Annotated in this window: 17 protein-coding genes and 1 other RNA gene; 7 read left to right on the top strand and 11 right to left on the bottom strand. The window is 50.2% G+C overall.

Going from position 1 to position 19,672, the window contains the following annotated elements; translation table 11 throughout:
* Positions 1 to 21 precede the first annotated feature (21 nt).
* Complete coding sequence (locus FDX14_RS16270) at positions 22 to 786, bottom strand: electron transfer flavoprotein (RefSeq protein WP_137349840.1); 765 nt, start codon at positions 784 to 786, stop codon at positions 22 to 24.
* Positions 787 to 1,260: 474 nt separating this feature from the next.
* Between FDX14_RS16270 and FDX14_RS16265 the strand changes: the two genes are divergently transcribed.
* Positions 1,261 to 2,151, top strand: a complete 891-nt coding sequence (locus tag FDX14_RS16265; protein WP_061381443.1) for an AraC family transcriptional regulator — start codon at positions 1,261 to 1,263, stop codon at positions 2,149 to 2,151.
* Positions 2,152 to 2,205: 54 nt separating this feature from the next.
* Here FDX14_RS16265 and FDX14_RS16260 read toward each other — a convergent pair whose 3' ends face one another.
* The 9 genes from FDX14_RS16260 to ydiK form a co-directional block, all read right to left on the bottom strand.
* Complete coding sequence (locus tag FDX14_RS16260) at positions 2,206 to 3,357, bottom strand: acyl-CoA dehydrogenase (RefSeq protein WP_038640230.1); 1,152 nt, start codon at positions 3,355 to 3,357, stop codon at positions 2,206 to 2,208.
* 13 nt (positions 3,358 to 3,370) lie between these two features.
* Positions 3,371 to 4,966 carry an acyl CoA:acetate/3-ketoacid CoA transferase gene (locus tag FDX14_RS16255; RefSeq protein ID WP_137349839.1) on the bottom strand — a complete coding sequence of 532 codons (1,596 nt, stop codon included), beginning with the start codon at positions 4,964 to 4,966 and terminating at the stop codon, positions 3,371 to 3,373.
* A gap of 157 nt (positions 4,967 to 5,123) precedes the next feature.
* Complete coding sequence (gene aroD / locus FDX14_RS16250) at positions 5,124 to 5,882, bottom strand: type I 3-dehydroquinate dehydratase (protein WP_079224427.1); 759 nt, start codon at positions 5,880 to 5,882, stop codon at positions 5,124 to 5,126.
* A gap of 36 nt (positions 5,883 to 5,918) precedes the next feature.
* Positions 5,919 to 6,785, bottom strand: a complete 867-nt coding sequence (gene ydiB, locus FDX14_RS16245) for a quinate/shikimate dehydrogenase (RefSeq protein WP_042308776.1) — start codon at positions 6,783 to 6,785, stop codon at positions 5,919 to 5,921.
* 21 nt (positions 6,786 to 6,806) lie between these two features.
* Complete coding sequence (locus FDX14_RS16240; protein WP_079224424.1) at positions 6,807 to 8,042, bottom strand: MFS transporter; 1,236 nt, start codon at positions 8,040 to 8,042, stop codon at positions 6,807 to 6,809.
* Positions 8,043 to 8,280: 238 nt separating this feature from the next.
* The gene (locus FDX14_RS16235) at positions 8,281 to 9,501 is read right to left on the bottom strand and encodes an MFS transporter (protein ID WP_079224421.1); all 1,221 of its coding nucleotides are present in this window, start codon (positions 9,499 to 9,501) and stop codon (positions 8,281 to 8,283) included.
* A gap of 47 nt (positions 9,502 to 9,548) precedes the next feature.
* Positions 9,549 to 9,905, bottom strand: a complete 357-nt coding sequence (locus tag FDX14_RS16230; RefSeq protein ID WP_137349838.1) for a YdiL family protein — start codon at positions 9,903 to 9,905, stop codon at positions 9,549 to 9,551.
* A gap of 159 nt (positions 9,906 to 10,064) precedes the next feature.
* Positions 10,065 to 10,172: antisense sRNA RprA (gene rprA / locus FDX14_RS16225), an RNA gene on the bottom strand.
* A 184-nt stretch (positions 10,173 to 10,356) separates the two neighbouring features.
* On the bottom strand, positions 10,357 to 11,457 hold the full coding sequence (ydiK, locus tag FDX14_RS16220; protein ID WP_042308772.1) for an AI-2E family transporter YdiK: 1,101 nt from the start codon (positions 11,455 to 11,457) through the stop codon (positions 10,357 to 10,359).
* Positions 11,458 to 11,670: 213 nt separating this feature from the next.
* Here ydiK and ydiJ point away from each other — a divergent pair, with 213 nt between their 5' ends.
* The 3 genes from ydiJ (at position 11,671) to FDX14_RS16205 (ending at position 15,400) form a co-directional block, all read left to right on the top strand.
* Complete coding sequence (gene ydiJ, locus FDX14_RS16215; protein WP_137349837.1) at positions 11,671 to 14,727, top strand: D-2-hydroxyglutarate dehydrogenase YdiJ; 3,057 nt, start codon at positions 11,671 to 11,673, stop codon at positions 14,725 to 14,727.
* A complete protein-coding gene (gene menI / locus FDX14_RS16210; RefSeq protein WP_042308766.1) occupies positions 14,724 to 15,134 on the top strand; it encodes a 1,4-dihydroxy-2-naphthoyl-CoA hydrolase in 411 nt (136 codons plus the stop codon). The genes ydiJ and menI overlap by 4 nt, the downstream gene beginning before the upstream one ends.
* Positions 15,135 to 15,211: 77 nt before the next feature.
* Positions 15,212 to 15,400 (top strand): YdiH family protein, encoded by a 189-nt coding sequence (locus FDX14_RS16205; RefSeq protein ID WP_029139522.1) that lies wholly within the window; start codon positions 15,212 to 15,214, stop codon positions 15,398 to 15,400.
* A 67-nt stretch (positions 15,401 to 15,467) separates the two neighbouring features.
* Here FDX14_RS16205 and FDX14_RS16200 read toward each other — a convergent pair whose 3' ends face one another.
* Positions 15,468 to 16,319, bottom strand: a complete 852-nt coding sequence (locus tag FDX14_RS16200) for a Vmh family MBL fold metallo-hydrolase (RefSeq protein WP_042308764.1) — start codon at positions 16,317 to 16,319, stop codon at positions 15,468 to 15,470.
* Between the two features lie 122 nt (positions 16,320 to 16,441).
* Between FDX14_RS16200 and FDX14_RS16195 the strand changes: the two genes are divergently transcribed.
* From FDX14_RS16195 to sufB, 3 genes are all read left to right on the top strand, one after another.
* The gene (locus FDX14_RS16195; RefSeq protein WP_137349836.1) at positions 16,442 to 17,317 is read left to right on the top strand and encodes a LysR family transcriptional regulator; all 876 of its coding nucleotides are present in this window, start codon (positions 16,442 to 16,444) and stop codon (positions 17,315 to 17,317) included.
* A 489-nt stretch (positions 17,318 to 17,806) separates the two neighbouring features.
* A complete protein-coding gene (gene sufA, locus FDX14_RS16190; protein WP_137349835.1) occupies positions 17,807 to 18,175 on the top strand; it encodes a Fe-S cluster assembly scaffold SufA in 369 nt (122 codons plus the stop codon).
* 8 nt (positions 18,176 to 18,183) lie between these two features.
* A complete protein-coding gene (gene sufB, locus FDX14_RS16185) occupies positions 18,184 to 19,671 on the top strand; it encodes a Fe-S cluster assembly protein SufB (RefSeq protein WP_038640262.1) in 1,488 nt (495 codons plus the stop codon).
* Position 19,672 lies beyond the last annotated feature (1 nt).

Genomic DNA, 19,672 nt, shown 5'->3' with positions numbered 1-19,672 from the left:
GACAATTTCTCTCCGTTGAGATTAGTTCAGGGCTTTTTTCAGGTGTTCCGCCAGTTCGGCAATGGCTTCAGCCGAGTCATTTTCCAGAATGATGTGCTTACGTTCTGTTTGTGGCGGTACGGTGAGGCTTACCAGTTCCGCTAACGGTGACGCAGGCGTCCAGCCAATATCGCTGGCTTGCCACGGCGTGACGGGCTTTTTACCCGCGCCGAGAATGGCTTTCATTGAGGGAATACGCGGCGTGTTGATATCCGAGGTTACGCAGAGTACAGCGGGGAGCGGCAGGTCAATCACTTCGACCTCATCTTCCAGCGTGCGCTCAACCACAATGCGGTCGCCGTTACGTTGGATGTTGCTGACGGCGTTAATCACCGGGAGTTGCAACAGTTCGCCAACCAGTAAGCCAACCTGTTGGGCGTAGATATCCCCCGATCCTTCGCCGAACAGCATCAGGTCGAAATTCATATTTTTGGCCGCACAGGCCAGCGCCTGAGCGGTGTCGCGGGGCAATGAATGCTCCAGCTGTGGATCCTGCACCATGAACAAACTGTCCGGTCCACGTGACAGCACGTCTTTACGCACTTTGGAATTTTGCAGTAGCGAGCCGCCTACGGTTAAAGCGACGATTTCATCACCCTCCATACTCAGTTGCACCGCGGCCTCAATCGCATTCAGATCAAACTGGCTGATTTTGGCGTCGGCCCGGTCAAAGTTAAGCGAACGCTGTGGGGTAACAACAATGTCCTGTTCTTCAGGCACCAACTTAAAGCAGGTTATTATTTTCATGGCATCTCCAGTCATCCACAGTAGGGAAAATTAACTGAAAATAGTGTGCGGCAGAGAGGGGACTGTTTTCGACGGAGCAATCTGTTTTCATTCCCAACAATCTTGCAAAAAAAAATGCTGCGGGGATGCTTGTTTTATAAACGGGAACTCGGGAGTGTGTACTGAAGAAAAAAAAGAACACACAAACCAGGGAAGGATAATTGCGAAATGCATCCTGTTTTTTAGCGTTTATACGCTTAATTTGTTTCTGATATGTAAATTGTTAATGTTGAATTAATAACATTTATTCTTTTCGTTTTTTATAAAACGGCAATAATCGTGGAGAACAGCGCGACGGGGCAGGAGGTATCATCTTGCAGTCGACGCAAATAATTTTGTTTCGCCAGCAAGGAATAACGTTGTATAACATCATTATCGTTTTCGCTTTCCGATATTAATTATTCGCAAAATTACTGCCTTTAGGTGGAGGTTGTCATGTATCAACGCTGCTTTGATAATGCCATGGAGACCCTTTTTGAGCAGGGGAAAACGCCGAGACTTTCCCGATTCGTCATTAGCGATGATCCTAACTGGGAGTCCGGCCATCATGTTCATGATAATGAAACGGAGCTTATCTATGTCAAAAAGGGTGTTGCAAGATTAATCATCGACTCTTCGCTATATGTAGCGCATGCCGGGGACATTGTGGTGATTGAGCAAGGGCGATTGCATGCGGTTGCATCTGATAGCAGCGCACCGGCTACCACTTACACCTGTGCGCTCTATGGTTTTCGGTTTAACGGCTGGCAGGATAATCAGCTATTGCAGACGCACTCGTGTCCGGTCATTAGCGTCAGTCAGGGTAAAGAGGTTATTAAGAGTATTTTTAATGAACTGGGGGTGATGCTCCCGCAGAGTAAGAACAACCTGACATCTTCTGCTTATGACGCATTCGCGTATGCATTAACCGTTTTATATTACGAAAACTTTAAAAATGCTTACCGCTCTGAACAGGGATATATTAAAAAAGATGTTTTAATAAAAGATGTATTAGTCTATTTAAATAACAATTTCCGCGAAAAGATCACTCTCGAACAATTATCTAAAAAATTCCGCGCCAGCGTGAGCTATATCTGTCATGAATTTACCCGGGAGTATCGTATTTCACCCATCAATTATGTTATTCAGCGACGAATGACAGAGGCGAAATTTTCCCTGACCAATACCGAGGCCTCGTTGGCGGAAATTTCGTGGCGGGTAGGGTATGAGAACGTTGATCATTTTGCCAAACTTTTTCAGCGGCATGTGGGATGTACTCCCAGCGATTATCGTAAGCAGTTTAAAAATAACCTTGCTGAGCAAGAATGCCTGATGCCTGAAGTCTGATTCCCCCGCACGGTCCCGGATAGCGCATCTGCGCTATCCGGTCAGTTATACCGCTTACTTATTTTGATAATCTTTCAGGATTTGGCGACCCGCGACGTAAATCATGATTTCATCGGTACCACCGCCAATCCGCTCACAGCGGACATCGCGCCAGAATCGGGATACTCGTGCTTCATCGGTGTAACCCAGTCCGCCCATGATCTGAATCGCGTCGTCAATCACTTCCATTGCCGTACGTGCGCAATACAGTTTTGCCAGTGCCGCACTGGTTCGCAGCGACTGTTCCTGATCGGCCTGCCAGGCGACCTTCAGCACCATATTGCGCATGTTTTCGATTTTTATTGCCATCAGCGCCAGTTTTTCCTGGATCATTTGGTTATGACCAATCGGCTTACCAAATGCGATGCGCTGGTTAGCGTAACGAGCGGCATCTTCGAAGGCGCATTCGGCAAACCCCGTGCTGCGCGCGGCGTTGATCAGGCGTTCCATTTCAAAGTTGTACATTACGTTGAGGAAGCCCATGCCTTCTTCGCCGACCATATCGCTTTCGTCCACTTCAACGTTATCAAGATAGACTTCGCAGGTGCTTAACATGTGCCAGCCGATTTTATGCAGTGGGTTAACCTTAATGCCCGGTTTCTTAGAATCCACCCACCACAGCGTAAAGGCTTTCTTCGGATCTTTCGGCTCCGGGTCGCGAGCCAGGACCAGCATGTACGGATACTCTTTAGCGCCGGTGATAAATGTTTTTTGCCCGTTGAGATACACCTTGCCATTTTTGCGGGTGTAGCTGGTGGTGGCACTATTATTATCGGAGCCTGCTCCCGGTTCGGTTAATGCCAGCGCATACGCCGGATCGCCCGTTTCCATGGTGCTTTCTGCTGTTTTACGCAGCTGCTCGGCGGAACCAAAACGTCGCATACTGTGGATGCACTGACCGTTGGTGATCAAAAATGCGGGCGCGCCACATTTTGATACTTCCATCAGCGCCAGCATCTGGGTGACGTAATCAGCCGGGATGCCGCCAAACTCTTCCGGAACGCCCAGCATCGAAATGCCGTTGTCCGCAAGGGCTCGCATAAATTCCTTCGGATAAGTCGCCGTCTGATCGCAGGTGCGGAAATACTCCTCCGGGAAATTGCTGGTAATCAGCTCGCGAATGCTGGCAAGCAACAGTTCTTGTTCTTCAGTTAATGAAAAGTCCATCAGGGTACTCCTTTTAATTGGCTGCGTCGGGTAATACAAAGCCCATCGAGGCATCGATAAATAATCTTTCGTCCATCAATTTCAGGTCTGGGGAAATAATCGGCGTGAAGTCCATTTTGTCGAGAATGTCTTCCGGCAAAGAGACTCCTGGCGCAATTTCAACTAAATGGAGGCCATCTTCTTTTAGCGTAAATACAGCGCGTTCGGTGATGTAGCGCACATCGAGACCACGCTCAAGGGCAATTTTCCCGCTGAACGTCACTTCAGGTAATTCGTTAACGAATTTTTTCACCCGACCTTCCTGCACGATATTTAACTTGCCATCGGCAACTTCCGTTTTCAAACTTCCGGCAGTTAACGTGCCGCAGAAAATAATTTTCTTTGAGGTGGCGCTAATATCGATAAAACCGCCGGTGCCCATAATTTTGCCATTGAATTTATGTACGCCGACGTTGCCGTGCCGATCCACTTCAGCAAAGCTTAAATAACACACATCCAGCCCGCCGCCGTGGTAGAAGTCAAACTGGGAGGTCATATCCAGAATGGCGCGGGTGTTAACGTTGGCGCCAAACGCGATGCCCTGAGACGTAATGCCGCCAATCGGGCCGGTTTCGACCGTCAGAATAAAATCGTCGGCACAACCTTCTTCGCGGGCGACAAGGCCAATCCCGTCGGCGATGCCCACGCCAACGTTGCCGACCGCGCCTTTACGCATTTCGAACAGCGCGCGTCTGGCCACCAATTTACGCTGATTGAGCGGCAGGGCCGTTTGCTGGCTGTCATCGAGGACAAAATCGCCGGAAATAAAACGGTTAACCGGCGCGCCACCGTACAGTTGCGTTTGGTCGGGGTCGATGACCACAATATCGACCAGATAGCCCGGAATACGCACCGCTTTCGGATGCAAAGTGGCTTTCTTCACCATTTTTTGCACCTGCATCATGACGATCCCGCCGTTGTTGTGTACGGCCTGGGCAATCACCAGCGCATCAAGATACATCACTTCATCTTCAAAGGTGGCGTAGCCTTCGCTATCGCAGGTAGTCGCGCGAATAAAAGCGATGTTTGGCGCAATGGCTTTGTAATAGAGGTACTCTTTGTTATCGATTTCCACCACTTTGATCAGATCTTCGGTCGTTACCTCATTCAGTTTGCCGCCCTGCTGGCGAGGATCGACAAACGTACCGATACCGATGTCACTCAGAATGCCAGGCTGGTGGGCTGCTGATGCTCGCAGAGCTTGGGTCAATACGCCCTGAGGATAGTTATAGGCAGCGATTTTATTCTGCTCCGCCAGGTCGGAGATTCGTGGCGATTGCCCCCAGTGGCCGCAGAGCGCCCATTTGACTAAACCTTCCTGCGCCAGCGGGCTGATTCCGCGGTCGGCACGGTCACCCAATCCCGTTGGGCTAATTAATGATAAATTACGTGGTGATTGCGTGTTTTTGTATTTTTCTGCCAATGCATTAATTAATGTAGTTGCTTCAAGAATACCGCCACCTGCGCCTAATACACAAAGTGTTGCTTCATCAGGAATATAATTAATGGCTTCTGCTGCGGATAATACGGGTACCCGACCATCGATACGGTTTGGTCTCGGAAATTTCATATAAACTCCAGATTATATGCGTGCGACTACCTGTCGTTATAGTCGACAATAATATTGTGAGTTAATTTAATCAGGCTTAGCTGCCAGCCAGATATTCGTGGTTAAGCGAATATCTGGGGCAGGGCATTGCTAATTGTAATGTGGATATATTCTGTTATTAAGCCTGATGCAATATCGTTAATACAGTACGTAGATCGGCGACCGAAATTTGTCCCGGGGCAGACGCTTTTTTCACTGCTCCAAAGGTGGCTGCTGAACCGAAAACCTCGCCGGAGAGACGTGAAATCACCCCAGTTTTAGCCATCGACATGGTAATTATCGGCCGGTCCGCATAGCGCTCATGCATTTCCAGCGTAGCGCCCAACAATGTCAGCACATCCGTTTTGTTTTGCGGCATCAGGGCGATTTTAGGAATATCCGCGCCAAGTTCCTGCATTTTACGCAGACGCTGGATGATCTCCTCCGCGGCTGGCGTCTTATGGAAATCATGATTCGACATAATCACGCTGACATTTTTCGCGTGGGCATGTTCGACGGTCGCTCTAACCTGCTCATCACCGGTGAAAAGTTCCAGGTCGATCATATCCACCAGACCGCTGTCTACTGCTGCACGGTTAAGTGCAATATAGCTTTCGACAGACAGTGCCTGTTCACCGCCTTCTTTGGCGCTGCGGAAAGTGAAAAGTAGCGGTTTGTCCGCTATCACATCGCGGATGGTGCGAGCCGCTTCCAGCACGGCATCTGTGGAAGAGACATCGCTGAAATGGTCAACGCGCCATTCCAGAATGTCGAAATCCGCTTCGCGATAGGCCAGCGCTTCGCTTTTTACCGTGGGGATGTCTTTACCCATCAGCGAGACAATGATCTTCGGCGCACCCTCGCCAATGACGAGGTTTCTTACGGTTACGGTTTTCATTGATTACCCTTTAAATATATTACAAATGCGTGCCCGTCAGGCTGCAAAACCCATAACCTGTTTCACATACTCCAGTGGGAAATCTTTCCCGGTCCAGAGTTTGAATTGTTCAGCCCCTTGCCATAACAACATGCCGTAACCATCAATTGTTTTGCAACCCGCAAGTTGCGCCTGTTGCAATAATTTGGTCATATGCGGATTATAAACGCATTCGGTTACCAGCAGATCCGGGCGCAGCAGGGAAACGTCGGTCACGAGAGATTCGTTTTCCAGCGGCTTCATGCCGACTTTTGTGCCGTTGGTCAAAATATCCGCGCTGGCCAACGCGTCAGCAAAAGCCTGTCGATCGGCGAGATCGATAACGGTCACAACGCAATCGGTGTTTTCATTAACGCGTTTGGCGAACGCCTGCGCTTTAGCAAAGAACTCATCTTTACGGTTAAACAGCTTAATTTCTTTGATGCCTTCAATCGCCGCCTGCGCGCCAATAGCCGTAGACGCGCCACCTGCGCCCAACAGTACCATGGTTTTACCTTTAATATCGAAGCCGCTTTCTTTAATGGCGCGAATATGACCAGTACCATCAGTATTGTAACCGCGCAGGTAACCATCATCATTAACGATGGTATTAATCGCGCCGACCAGTTTGGCTGCAGGGGTCAATTCATCAACATATTCACAGGCCAGTTGCTTGTTGGGCATTGAAACCCCGGTGCCGCGCATTTTTAAGGCTTTTAAGCCGGCAATCGCGTTAGCAAACGTTGAGTTATCGACTTCAAATGCCATGTAGGTAAAAGGTAGTCCCGCTTTTTCTAATGCCTTGTTTTGCATTTCTGGTGACAGACTATGTCTGATAGGGTAGGCCATTAAACCAATCAGTTCATATTTAGCAGTTACGTCCATTTGATACTCCTTCTAAACAATTTATTGAAAATAACGCTCGCCCAACCGCACATCATTTTTGGGGATAGCAAATACGCGGTAGTAACGAATAAAGACGATGATGGCGGTGATGAAGGCCAGCAGAGCAAATGCAAAGTCCAGCAAAATGATGTACTGCAGGCCAATGTTAGAAAGGTATCCGGTGATTAGTGGGATAATAAAATTGGCTACGCCACCCATCATCATATAAACGCTGGTGACTTTGGCTTTACTCCTGGGGAAAAACTCTGACATCACTGAGACGCCAAGCTGTAAAATACCGCCAGCGGCAGAGAACCCAATCAGAAATGAACCGGCGTTACACACCAGCGGAGAGGGATATAAATAGATGACCGCTGCGGTGATGGTTGCCAGCCCGGCGTTAAACACATTTGCCCATATCGGTCGAACCATTTTCTTCAGCAGGGCGGCAAAAATAAATACGCAGACCAACGAACCCATACTGTAGTAAGAGATGGTTTTCAGGGCGTCGGCTTCCGCCATGCCGGCAAATGCCATTGCGTATTTCGGCATCCAGACCACGATGACGTAAAAGGTTGAAAACGCCGCGACACCAAACATCACGGAAGCGACACCTTCCAGCCAAACCAATGGTTTGCTGTGCATCTGTGGCAGCTCTTTGGCGATACCGGCATCCACCATCTGGCTGGGAAAGCGGCTTTTTAACAGCATCAGGGTGATAACGACGAACAGTACTCCTGGAATAACGACCGCATAGCCGTACCAGATATGGTTGAGCAGCATGGTGCTGACGACAATGGGGTAGATCATCTGTCCGAACGAGACCATCGCTTTAACCAGGATAACCGCCGATCCTGATGCTTTGGGGAAGCATTCCATTAACGCCGGATAGCCGCCGGTATCCAGCGCCGAGTTAGCCACACCAACGCAAACGGCCAGAATAAAGGCAATCATCAGATTAGGACTAGCGGGAATGCCGAAGAAGAACAGCATATACAGAATAGCGCCTAGCAGGATAATCGCCTTGCGACCAAACTTATCTGAGAGCACCCCAAAGAATAAAATGCTCACCAGTCGTCCCAGACCAATGCCAGAAATTAAATAGGCAATCCCGGCATTGTCTGTGGAGAATTTTTCTGCGAGAGACGTCATATTTTGCGCCAGCGTAATGACGCTAATACCGTGTAGGAAATAACTTAAATAAATACAGGTTATCGCCAGAAGAAATGGCGTGTTAAAGGTCTTATTTTGAGACATTTTCACAACTCCTTGCGGATTTTAAAATTGTTCCGTACTTGTCGATATTTTTAAATTTCGGCGACCTTGTGATTAATATACCGTTCAGTAGTCATAGAACCTACATAGCATGGCGTTTAACTTACCAGGTATTTTGCATCGTAAACTGTGAATTTAATTCTTCCTGATGAATTTTTGCTGATATTTTAATAGTGCAGTCAATTATGTTGCAGAGGAGAGGAACAATATTGCATCTCCATTATTTTGCGACCGTCGCCATTTTTAGTTGATGCTTTAAGGCGCTGCGGCTGCGATAACCAATAAACAGTGCCAACAGAAAACCGACAGCGGCTATACCAGTATCAAACCACATGATATGAGCAATGCTGGTCTCTGAGATCCTGGCTGTAATCAGCGGAATGGTGAAAGTCGCAATGCTGCCTGCGCTGTAGTAAATGCCGGTCGCTTTACCCTTCGCATGTGGAAAGCGTGCCGCCATCAGCGTTAAACCGATTTGCACCACGCCTCCGGCTGAAGAAAACCCAATGACAAACGCAAACGCGATAACCACGTAGGGTGTCGGATGCAGGCAAACTATCAGCAGCGCAATAAATGAAATAAATGTGTACAGCATCAACAACGATGTCGCGCGTTCCGCTTTGCGCGCCAGTGGCGCAGTAATCAATACACACAACAAAGAGCCGCAGGTGTAAATGCTTAACAATTTGATAGATAACGTATAGGACATGCCAGCGACAAACTGTCCGTACTGCGCCAGCCACTGGCTTACCAGATAAAATGTCGCCATGGCGATGTAGCCATACAGGGTGTAACTGGCAAGATCGAGAATCGAGCAACGATGTTCAGATTGGTGGATTTCCCGTTGAGCAGGTAATGCCCTGGTGGAGGTTTGACGCCCTGGATGCGTCGGGAAACGACAGCGAAACAAAAACACGCCGTTGAGTATCATAATGGCTGCCGCCAGCAGAAAGGACCAGCCAAACCAAAGCTCGGCCCACACCAACAAACTGATAATCATGGGAAGCAGAAACTGGCCGCTGGAGACGAAGGCTTTTATTAATATATTGGCTGTACTGGGTGAGCGGGGAAACGCCTCCATCAGGCTGGGATAGGTTCCGGCATCGAGAAAACTATTGGCCATTCCCGCCAGAAAGCCAAATGCATAGGCGATAAAAATGCTATGAGTATTGATGATGCCAACAAAGAAAATCAGGTAGCAGATCATGCCGAAAATAATAAACGGTCGGCGGCCATAGCGATCGGAGAGCATGCCTGCCATTAATAAGACACTTAAACGACCGATGCCCAGTGAGGAAATAACAATCGAGACACCCGCGGCATTGGTTTGCCACTGGTGTTCCAGTGAAGACATATTGAGGCTTATCAGGATGACCCCCATGCCGTGGACCAGGTAATTAAAGTACAGCCCTATCGCAGTGGAGAAATAGGTGTTTTTCATAATATGTTACTCAGCGAATAGGCTAAATCGGTATGGCGTTGTAACACTTAACACAAACGCTCAAGGTCGTGAGCATAGAGTTCAACAGCAGCCGATTGATAGATTTTCCAGTCGAGGAAATCGTTGTGATGATAAACCGCCTGAAATGAGTTCAGGTCGGGGAAAAAGCGCATGGTGTTATTACCGATACGATTGTTTATTTTGTCGATAACTGCATTAATTCTTACTTTCCGCCTGGCTTTCATTTCTTGACAAATGTGTGCGATGTCATCCGGGATTTCCTTTTCGCCATTTTCCCATTGCTGCCATGCGACAACATTATTATCACACGAGATATACATAGCGCTTTCCTCCACCGTCATAGCAAAAATATGGCGGATAGCCTGCAGTTCTAATGCGTTCATTATTTGATTACCTCATAAAAGACGGTGGAATAGTAATAACATTGCTGTGGATATTTCGGCTTGAAGAGAGTCACAGTATTTTGTGCAATATTATTTGTTGGATAGCGGGGAAGAGGTGCTGTGTTTTACAACCAGCCGAGTGGAGAGGGGCGTGAAGGACAAAAAAAAAGCCCATCGTGGGAGATGGGCAAAGACTACACACAGCAATTCGTTGTTTCACTCAGGGGAATTCCATGCTTATAAATCAATGTGTTGATCTACAGCCTTGAGCTAATAGTAGGCATACAGATTTTTCGCGTCGATCAGATTCATCTCAATAGTTTAAAAAATGTAAAGAATTTGCGACATAAATGAGTGCTTCGGGGAGGGTACCGTTCGGTTTAACTCAGTACCAGGGTGAAATAGATTAACACTGCTAAACAATCAGGCGGCAATGCCGCCTGACGTTGGGTTACTTGTTGCTTTCTATTTCGGCGAGGAGTTCATCTGGATCGCTCCCCGGCGCAGGTGCTTCATTCACCCAGGCTGAGAACAGACGCCAGGACACGGCCAGGACTACCGGGCCGATAAACAGACCAATCATGCCGAATGCGATTAATCCGCCGATGACTCCGGAAAGGATAAGGATCAGCGGCAAATCGGCCCCCATACGAATCAGCATTGGCCGAATGACGTTATCCAGCGTTCCAACCACGCCGCTCCACACCAGCAGTACGGTGCCCCAGGTTGAATCTCCGGTCCAGTACAGCCAGATAATGGCCGGGACCAGCACCGGTAGCGGCCCCAGTTGTACCAGGCAGGAGAGGATCATTAATACTGCCAGCAGCGTCGCATACGGCACGCCGGTTACCGCCAGACCAATGCCGCCGAGGACCGCCTGCACCAGAGCCGTAACCACAACACCTAACGCAACTGCACGAATGGCCTGCGCCGCCAGCAGAATGGCGGCATCACCGCGTTTGGATGCCAGACGACACGCGAAATGACGGATCCCTAACGCCACCTGCTCACCGCGCCAGTACAGCAGGGCGCTGAACAGCAGCATCAGGCCACAATGCATCATAAAGCGGCCAATATGCGCAGCCTGACCGACAAACCAGGTGGTTGTGGCGCCAATATAAGGCCGAACTTTGGCCATAATGGCCGCGCCGCCCATATCCAGCAGGCTGTGCCATGCGCCATACATTTTGGCTCCCACCAACGGAATACTGTTCAACCACGCCAGATCCGGAAGCGTCATATCGCCAGCGGTGACGGCATGGATCAACGGTCCGCTGCCATCAACAATGCTATTAACCAGCAGCGCGATAGGAATGATGAACAACAGTACCAACAGCAGGGTCATTACCAGCACCGCCAGTGAACGGCGTCCCCACAGTAGTTTTTGCAAGCGTAACAGGATAGGCCAGGTTGCGATGACCACCGTACCCGCCCATGCAAAACCAAGGATAAAGGGCTGCACAATCCAGAGACAGGCCACAATCATGATGGCTAAAAACAGCACCGTTAGCAGCACTTGTGCAATATCCCTGGGCTGACGAAAATTTACCATAAATACTTTTCACCTTTGTCTTTGCGTCAGAACGTTGACGCGACGTGAACACTTAAATCACACCCTGTAATGATGAGCAATTTCAGCGGTTTTGAACAGGCGGATTCTGCCTGTAAATCTGCTGAGCGTATTAGAAAAAAATGTGATACAACAAGCAAAGCAACACGCAAACGATTAAATTCACAACACAGACCGCAGGAAAGGGTCACTATAATGATTCCACAAATTTCTCAGGCGCCAGGTGTCGTTCAACTGGTGCTCAATTTTTTGCAGGCGCTGGAGCAGCAAGGATTCACGGGCGATACGGCAACGAGCTATGCCGATCGGCTGACAATGTCGACGGATAACAGTATCTATCAGCTGCTTCCTGATGCTGTGGTTTTCCCGCGTTCAACGGCAGATGTGGCGCTGATCGCCCGTCTGGCGGCTGAACCTCTTTTTTCGTCGTTAATTTTTACCCCGCGCGGCGGCGGAACCGGCACGAACGGTCAGGCGCTGAATCAGGGCATTATTGTTGATATGTCCCGCTATATGAGTCGCATTATTGAAATCAACCCGCAGGAAGGTTGGGTGCGGGTCGAAGCCGGGGTAATCAAAGATCAGCTCAACCAGTTTCTGAAGCCTTACGGCTATTTCTTTGCCCCGGAATTATCCACCAGCAACCGGGCAACGCTGGGCGGGATGATCAATACCGACGCATCCGGACAAGGTTCATTGGTTTACGGTAAAACCTCCGATCACGTGCTGGGTATCCGCGCGGTGCTGATGGGCGGCGATATTCTTGATACTCAGCCAATGCCGGTCGAACTCGCCCAAACGCTGGGCAACAGCAATACCACTATTGGTCGCATCTATAAGACGGTGTATGAGCGGTGTCGCGATAACCGGCAGCTTATTCTTGACAAATTCCCCAAACTTAATCGCTTCTTAACCGGTTACGATCTCCGGCACGTCTTCAACGACGAGATGACCGAGTTTGATTTAACCCGCATTCTTACCGGCTCTGAAGGTACGCTGGCGTTTATTACCGAAGCCCGCCTGGATATCACGCCGTTGCCCAAAGTCAGGCAGTTGGTCAACGTCAAGTATGATTCGTTTGATTCAGCATTGCGTAACGCCCCGGTCATGGTGGAGGCGCGCGCACTGTCGGTTGAAACCGTTGACTCCAAAGTGCTTAATCTGGCGCGGGAAGATATCGTCTGGCATTCGGTAAGTGAATTGATTACCGATGTGCCGGATAAAGAAATGTTGGGCCTGAATATCGTCGAATTTGCGGGTGACGATGAAGCATTGATCGATGCTCAGGTTAGTGCGCTGTGTGAACGTCTGGATGGGTTAATTGCCCGTCAGGAAGCCGGTGTCATTGGTTGGCAACTGTGTACCGAACTCGCGGGCGTGGAGCGTATTTACGCCATGCGTAAAAAAGCCGTTGGTTTGCTGGGGAATGCGAAAGGTGCCGCGAAGCCGATTCCGTTCGCCGAAGATACCTGCGTTCCGCCGGAGCATCTGGCGGACTATATTGCCGAGTTCCGTGCGCTGCTCGACAGCCACGGTCTGAGTTATGGCATGTTTGGTCACGTGGATGCCGGGGTGCTGCACGTCAGGCCGGCGCTGGATATGTGCGACCCGCAGCAGGAAGTGCTGATGAAACGCATTTCTGACGATGTTGTCGCGCTGACGGCAAAATATGGCGGTCTGCTGTGGGGCGAGCACGGGAAAGGTTTTCGTGCAGAATACAGTCCGGCGTTCTTCGGAGAGGAACTGTATCGCGAATTGCGCAAAGTGAAGTCGGTATTTGATCCGCAAAACCGACTGAACCCGGGGAAAATCTGTCCACCGGAAGACGTTGACGCGCCGATGATGAAAGTGGATGCCGTCAAGCGCGGGACTTACGACCGACAGATCCCACTGGCGGTGCGGCAAGAGTGGCGCGGGGCAATGGAGTGTAACGGCAACGGGTTATGCTTTAACTTTGATGCGAAAAGCCCCATGTGCCCGTCGATGAAAATCAGCCTCAACCGTATCCACTCGCCGAAAGGCCGTGCCACGCTGGTACGTGAATGGCTGCGTTTGTTGGCCGATCGCGGAATTGACCCAGTTCAACTGGAAAAAGAGCTACCGGAAAAACGCGCCAGTTTACGCACGCTGATTGCCCGCACCCGCAATAGTTGGCATGCCCGCAAAGGCGAATACGATTTCTCGCATGAAGTTAAAGAGGCGATGTCTGGCTGTCTGGCGTGTAAAGCCTGTTCTACGCAGTGCCCCATTAAAATTGATGTACCGGAGTTCCGCTCGCGCTTCCTGCAACTGTATCACACGCGTTATCTGCGACCGTTGCGCGATCATATGGTGGCGACCGTCGAGAGCTATGCGCCGCTCATGGCGCGAGCCCCCAAAACGTTTAACTTTTTCATCAATCAGCCGCTGGTGCGTAATCTGGCTAAAAAGCACATCGGTATGGTGGATTTACCGTTGTTGTCTGCGCCGTCGCTGCAACGTCAGTTGGTTGGTCATCGTTCTGCCAACATGACGCTGGAGCAGCTCGAATTACTCAGCCCTGAGCAAAAAGCCCGCACGGTGCTGGTGGTACAGGATCCGTTCACCAGCTATTACGATGCGCAGGTGGTGGCTGATTTTATCCGTCTGGTAGAAAAACTGGGCTTACAGCCGGTACTGCTGCCGTTCTCGCCAAACGGCAAAGCGCAGCACATTAAAGGCTTTTTAAACCGTTTTGCCAAAACAGCGAAAAAGACATCCGAGTTTCTCAACCGGGTGGCGAAACTGAACATTCCGATGGTGGGCGTTGATCCGGCGCTGGTGCTCTGTTATCGCGATGAATACAAGTTGGCGCTCGGAGAACAGCGGGGGGATTTCCATGTATTGCTGGTCAACGAATGGTTATCAACCGTTGTGGCGTCACAGCAGCCAGTCGCTGTTGCCGGTGAGGCGTGGTATTTCTTTGGACATTGTACCGAAGTGACGGCCCTGCCGGGCGCGCCTGCGCAGTGGGCGGCTATTTTTGCCCGTTTTGGCGCCAGGCTGGAGAACGTCAGTGTAGGATGCTGCGGCATGGCTGGCACTTATGGGCACGAAGTTAAAAATCACCAGAACTCGCTGGGGATCTATGAGCTATCATGGCACCAGGCGTTGCAACGACTGCCGCGAAATCGGTGTCTGGCTACCGGATATTCCTGTCGTAGCCAGGTTAAACGCGTTGAAGGCACGGGCGTTCGCCATCCATTACAGGCACTGCTGGAGATTATAGGATGATCTGGAAACGTGAAGTCACTCTTGAGGCGCTAAATGCCATGGGTGAAGGAAATATGGTGGGGTTGCTCGACATTCGCTTTGAACATATTGGCGACGATACCCTGGAAGCCACTATGCCGGTGGACCATCGCACCAAACAACCTTTTGGTTTACTACATGGCGGTGCGTCGGTGGTGTTGGCGGAAAGCATCGGTTCGGTGGCTGGCTACCTGTGCACTCAGGGGGAGCAAAAAGTGGTGGGTCTTGAGGTTAATGCCAACCATGTTCGATCTGCGCGGGAAGGGCGTGTCAGAGGCGTGTGTAGCGCGATCCATACCGGCTCTCGCCATCAGGTATGGCAAATCGAAATCTTCGATGAGCAAGGGCGGTTGTGCTGCACATCGCGTCTGACGACCGCAATTTTGTGATGCATATTGCTTTTGGTCATTATCTGCACAGTGAATGGTGTTATACTGTGCAGGTTTTGAACACAAGCGAGGATGATATGTCTACCCAATTAGACCCGGCCCAACTGGCAATAGAGTTTTTACGTCGTGATAAAACCGATCTTTCACCAGCTCAGTACCTGAAAAGATTGAAACAACTTGAGCTGGAGTTTGCGGATTTATTGACGCTCTCTTCAACTGAACTGAAAGAAGAGATCTATTTTGCCTGGCGCATGGGCGTTCATTGATTCCGGTATGCTTATCGTAATGAAACCCCGACACGCGTTCGGGGTTATTTTTAGCGTTAAATCTTGTTTACCACTTCATCTCACCGGTATTAACCTTCGCACTTAGCTCCAGAGAGCTGGCATCCGCCAGACCTGGCCATGCCGCCGTCATGGTTTTAATCACGTAAGCTGATCCTTTATTCGCGCTTAACGCCTGCTCAAATGACTGCAAATAGTCCCGGGTGAAGCGAATCGCTTTATCGTCTGTCGGGCGTTCGCCAATGTAATGCCCCGGGACCACCTGAGCAGGCTGTAAGTTCTGCATCTCGCTTAACACATTGCGCCACGCGGAACGCTGTTCAGCAGACTGCGTATCCGCCGTCCACACATGAATACCCGAAGCCACGCCGGTACCACCAATGATTGCGCGGTTCGCTGGGATCCAGACATACGCCGCATAATCGTTGGGATGGCGGAGTTCCAGCGTTTCGCCATCAACAGTGAAATGCGTTTGTGTAGTGGCTTGCGGCACGGTGAGTGAGGTTGGCGCGCCGTCCTTCATTTGCGGCCCCCAGAACTGCAGTTTGGCCTCTTTCGTGGCGCGGATGTGCTCTACCACATGCGGTGTTGCCAGCACTTTTACCTGCGGGAAGGCGCTGACGATGGGCTGCAGACCAAAGTAGAAATCCGGGTCGCCGGAGGTGATTACGATGGCTTTAAGCGTTTTACCGCTGGCGTGAATCATCTGTACCAGTTGTTCGCCATCTTTGGTGCTGAACTGCGCGTCAAACAAAATCGCCTCTTTCGGTCCCGAAACCAGCGTCGAGGAGACCGGGAAAATAGCCTTATCCTGCGGGTTATAGACGTCCAGTTGTAACGGAGCGGCGAAGACAGAAGAGGAGAACAGAGGTAACAGCAGGGCCAGAGTTTTAACTTTCATACCAGGTAACCTTATGCAGGAAATTGTCTTTTGATAGTTCACGTATTTTAAGGAAATTTGCATCTGTTAGAATTCCTGTATCAGGGTATGCTGAGTTTCTTAAAACGATCGGATGGGGTGCTATGGACAGGGTGATGGCGGCAACGGTATTTAACCATATCTGTGATTTGGGTAGCTTAAGCGCCGCCGCGCGTGCGCTGGGGCTTTCCAGACCGATGGTTAGTCGTTACCTCGACGAAATGGAAAAATGGGCGGGGGCAAGGCTTATCCACCGGTCGTCGCGTCGCCTGACGATCACGCCAGCGGGAGAAAAGGCGTTAGTGAAAACGCGTTCTTTGGCGCAACTGTCACTGGATATTGCTGCCGCCAGTGCCGCGCAGATACCTTCCGGTACGCTACGTGTCGCGTGCGCGCATTATACCGCGATGCATATTCTTGCTCCGGTTCTGCCAACGTTTATGGCGCGGTATCCGCAGCTGCGTATTGAAGTTGAGATCAATAATCAGCCGGTAAGTCTTGTTGGGGAACGCATCGATGTGGCGATCCGCATTACGGATAACCCCGAGCCAGGGACCATCGCCCGTCGATTGGGGGACTGTGAATCCGTGCTGTGTGCGTCTGTCGATTATCTGCACCAACATGGCACTCCTGAAACTCTCGACGATCTTACGCAGCATAACTGCCTCTATTACAGCGGCTTTGCCGGAAAATCCTGGCACTTTCTCGATGCACAAGGGCAGACGGTTTCTGTTGCAATTAAAGGGAATTTGAGCGCCGGGATCTCTTCGCTGCTCTGTGAGTCGGCGCTGGCGGGTATGGGCATTGCGCTGGTACCGGAGCCGGAAGCGCGAGAAGGGTTGGCGCAGGGAAAGTTAGTTCGGTTACTGCCAGAGCTGCAGCCTAAACGCCTGCCAATATACGGGTTGTATCTTTCTCGTGAGCATCAGCCAGCTGGGTTACGCCTGTTGTTAGATGCAATTAGTGAAACTACGCGCTAATTATGTCCTTGACTGCGCTCAAAAAATAATCAAACCGCAATTTGTGTTAAACAAAACTTATCCGGGAGTGAGATTATTCTTATGCCCCTTCAAGAGCTAAGCCATTGCGAGTGCCGGAGATAAGCGCCGGATGGGGCCGGAACCCTTAAGCCTGCCAGCAAGCAGACTTAAGGGTTTTTTGTTATTTGCATGCTTTTTGAACCGTTTTCATCTCTGTAAAAACTCAGACCTATTCCTTAAATAGACATTATCTATACATCTTTTGATGTTTGACCTGCCTGAACGATTGGATTTTCATAATCCATTATTAATCAAAGCATTGAACAAAATAATCCATCTCTGATAACCCGCGCTGCAGGGTCTATGCTTATTAAAAGTAGCCAAAAAGGGCGATTAACCCGAATGCCCCTGCTGTTAAGGGGTTGAAGTGATAATCATTATCACTAACATGGTGTTATAGCTTGAAAGCTAATGACTCGAGGTAACCTTATGGAATTGCATTCAGGAACATTTAACCCGGACGATTTCGCATGGCGTGGTTTGACGTTAACACCAGCAGCTGCGGAGCACATCCGTGAACTGGTGGCAAAACAACCCGACATGTTGGGCGTGCGTTTAGGTGTGAAACAAACCGGATGCGCAGGATTCGGCTACGTGCTGGACACCGTCCGTGAGCCGGAAAAAGACGATCTGCTGTTTGAAACGGAAGGCGCCAGACTTTATGTGCCGTTACAGGCGATGCCGTTTATCGACGGGACGGAAGTCGATTTCGTTCGCGAAGGATTAAATCAGTTATTTAAATTTCATAACCCGAAAGCCCAGAACGAATGCGGCTGTGGCGAAAGTTTTGGGGTATAGGCGGTACTATGTCTCGTAATACTGAAGCAACTGATGATGTCAACACCTGGGCTGGCGGGCACCTCAATTATAAAGAGGGCTTCTTCACCCAACTGCAAACCGATGAGCTGGCAAAAGGGATCAATGAAGACGTTGTGCGCGCGATTTCGGCAAAACGTAATGAACCCGACTGGATGCTGGAGTTTCGCCTGAATGCCTTTAACGCTTGGCTCACCATGGAAGAGCCGCACTGGCTCAAAGCGCACTACGACAAGCTGAATTATCAGGATTACAGCTATTACTCTGCGCCGTCCTGTGGCAATTGTGATGAAACCTGTGCTTCTGAACCAGGGGCTGTTCAGCAAACGGGGGCGAATGCTTTTTTAAGCAAAGAGGTAGAAGACGCGTTTGCGCAGCTTGGCGTACCGGTCCGTGAAGGAAAAGAGGTAGCGGTTGATGCCATTTTTGACTCGGTGTCGGTGGCGACAACCTACCGTGACAAGCTGGCGGAACAGGGCATTATTTTCTGTTCGTTCGGCGAGGCGATTCATGACCATCCCGAGCTGGTGAAACAGTATCTGGGAACCGTCGTTCCGGGTAATGATAATTTCTTCGCCGCGCTAAATGCCGCAGTGGCATCTGATGGCACCTTTATTTATGTGCCGAAAGGCGTGCGTTGTCCCATGGAACTCTCGACCTACTTCCGGATTAATGCCGAAAAGACCGGGCAGTTTGAACGCACTATTCTGATTGCGGATGAGGGCAGCTACGTCAGTTATATCGAAGGTTGTTCGGCTCCGGTACGCGACAGCTACCAGCTGCATGCGGCGGTAGTGGAAGTCATCATCCACAAAGATGCTGAAGTGAAATACTCGACGGTGCAAAACTGGTTCCCCGGTGATGGTAATACCGGTGGCATTTTGAACTTCGTCACCAAGCGTGCGCTGTGCGAAGGCGAAAACAGCAAAATGTCGTGGACGCAATCGGAAACCGGCTCGGCCATTACCTGGAAATACCCAAGCTGCATCCTGCGCGGCGATAACTCCATCGGGGAATTCTACTCCGTCGCGCTGACCAGCGGACACCAGCAGGCCGATACCGGCACCAAGATGATCCACATTGGCAAGAACACCAAATCGACCATCATCTCGAAAGGGATCTCCGCCGGTCAGAGTCAGAACAGCTATCGCGGCCTGGTAAAAATCATGCCGACCGCCACCAACGCCCGTAACTATACCCAATGCGACTCCATGTTGATCGGGGCGGACTGCGGGGCGCATACCTTCCCGTATGTCGAGTGTCGAAACAACAGCGCCCAACTTGAGCACGAAGCCACGACGTCACGCATCGGTGAAGACCAGCTGTTTTACTGTCTGCAACGCGGCATCAGCGAAGAGGATGCCATTTCGATGATCGTCAACGGTTTCTGTAAAGACGTGTTCTCTGAACTGCCGCTGGAATTTGCCGTGGAAGCGCAAAAACTTCTCGCCATCAGCCTTGAACACAGCGTCGGTTAAA

Source organism: Citrobacter sp. wls710, assembly GCF_005281115.1.
Classification (GTDB): domain Bacteria; phylum Pseudomonadota; class Gammaproteobacteria; order Enterobacterales; family Enterobacteriaceae; genus Citrobacter; species Citrobacter werkmanii.
Note: the sequence above shows the minus strand (reverse complement) of the source record. Positions and strands in the feature narration are given on the sequence as shown.

Excerpts from the sequence above, each read along its gene's own strand:
- FDX14_RS16270 (WP_137349840.1), bottom strand. The coding sequence starts at position 786 with ATGAAAATAATAACCTGCTTTAAGTTGGTGCCTGAAGAACAGGACATT.
- FDX14_RS16265 (WP_061381443.1), top strand. The coding sequence starts at position 1,261 with ATGTATCAACGCTGCTTTGATAATGCCATGGAGACCCTTTTTGAGCAG.
- FDX14_RS16260 (WP_038640230.1), bottom strand. The coding sequence starts at position 3,357 with ATGGACTTTTCATTAACTGAAGAACAAGAACTGTTGCTTGCCAGCATT.
- FDX14_RS16255 (WP_137349839.1), bottom strand. The coding sequence starts at position 4,966 with ATGAAATTTCCGAGACCAAACCGTATCGATGGTCGGGTACCCGTATTA.
- aroD (WP_079224427.1), bottom strand. The coding sequence starts at position 5,882 with ATGAAAACCGTAACCGTAAGAAACCTCGTCATTGGCGAGGGTGCGCCG.
- ydiB (WP_042308776.1), bottom strand. The coding sequence starts at position 6,785 with ATGGACGTAACTGCTAAATATGAACTGATTGGTTTAATGGCCTACCCT.
- FDX14_RS16240 (WP_079224424.1), bottom strand. The coding sequence starts at position 8,042 with ATGTCTCAAAATAAGACCTTTAACACGCCATTTCTTCTGGCGATAACC.
- FDX14_RS16235 (WP_079224421.1), bottom strand. The coding sequence starts at position 9,501 with ATGAAAAACACCTATTTCTCCACTGCGATAGGGCTGTACTTTAATTAC.
- FDX14_RS16230 (WP_137349838.1), bottom strand. The coding sequence starts at position 9,905 with ATGAACGCATTAGAACTGCAGGCTATCCGCCATATTTTTGCTATGACG.
- ydiK (WP_042308772.1), bottom strand. The coding sequence starts at position 11,457 with ATGGTAAATTTTCGTCAGCCCAGGGATATTGCACAAGTGCTGCTAACG.
- ydiJ (WP_137349837.1), top strand. The coding sequence starts at position 11,671 with ATGATTCCACAAATTTCTCAGGCGCCAGGTGTCGTTCAACTGGTGCTC.
- menI (WP_042308766.1), top strand. The coding sequence starts at position 14,724 with ATGATCTGGAAACGTGAAGTCACTCTTGAGGCGCTAAATGCCATGGGT.
- FDX14_RS16205 (WP_029139522.1), top strand. The coding sequence starts at position 15,212 with ATGTCTACCCAATTAGACCCGGCCCAACTGGCAATAGAGTTTTTACGT.
- FDX14_RS16200 (WP_042308764.1), bottom strand. The coding sequence starts at position 16,319 with ATGAAAGTTAAAACTCTGGCCCTGCTGTTACCTCTGTTCTCCTCTTCT.
- FDX14_RS16195 (WP_137349836.1), top strand. The coding sequence starts at position 16,442 with ATGGACAGGGTGATGGCGGCAACGGTATTTAACCATATCTGTGATTTG.
- sufA (WP_137349835.1), top strand. The coding sequence starts at position 17,807 with ATGGAATTGCATTCAGGAACATTTAACCCGGACGATTTCGCATGGCGT.
- sufB (WP_038640262.1), top strand. The coding sequence starts at position 18,184 with ATGTCTCGTAATACTGAAGCAACTGATGATGTCAACACCTGGGCTGGC.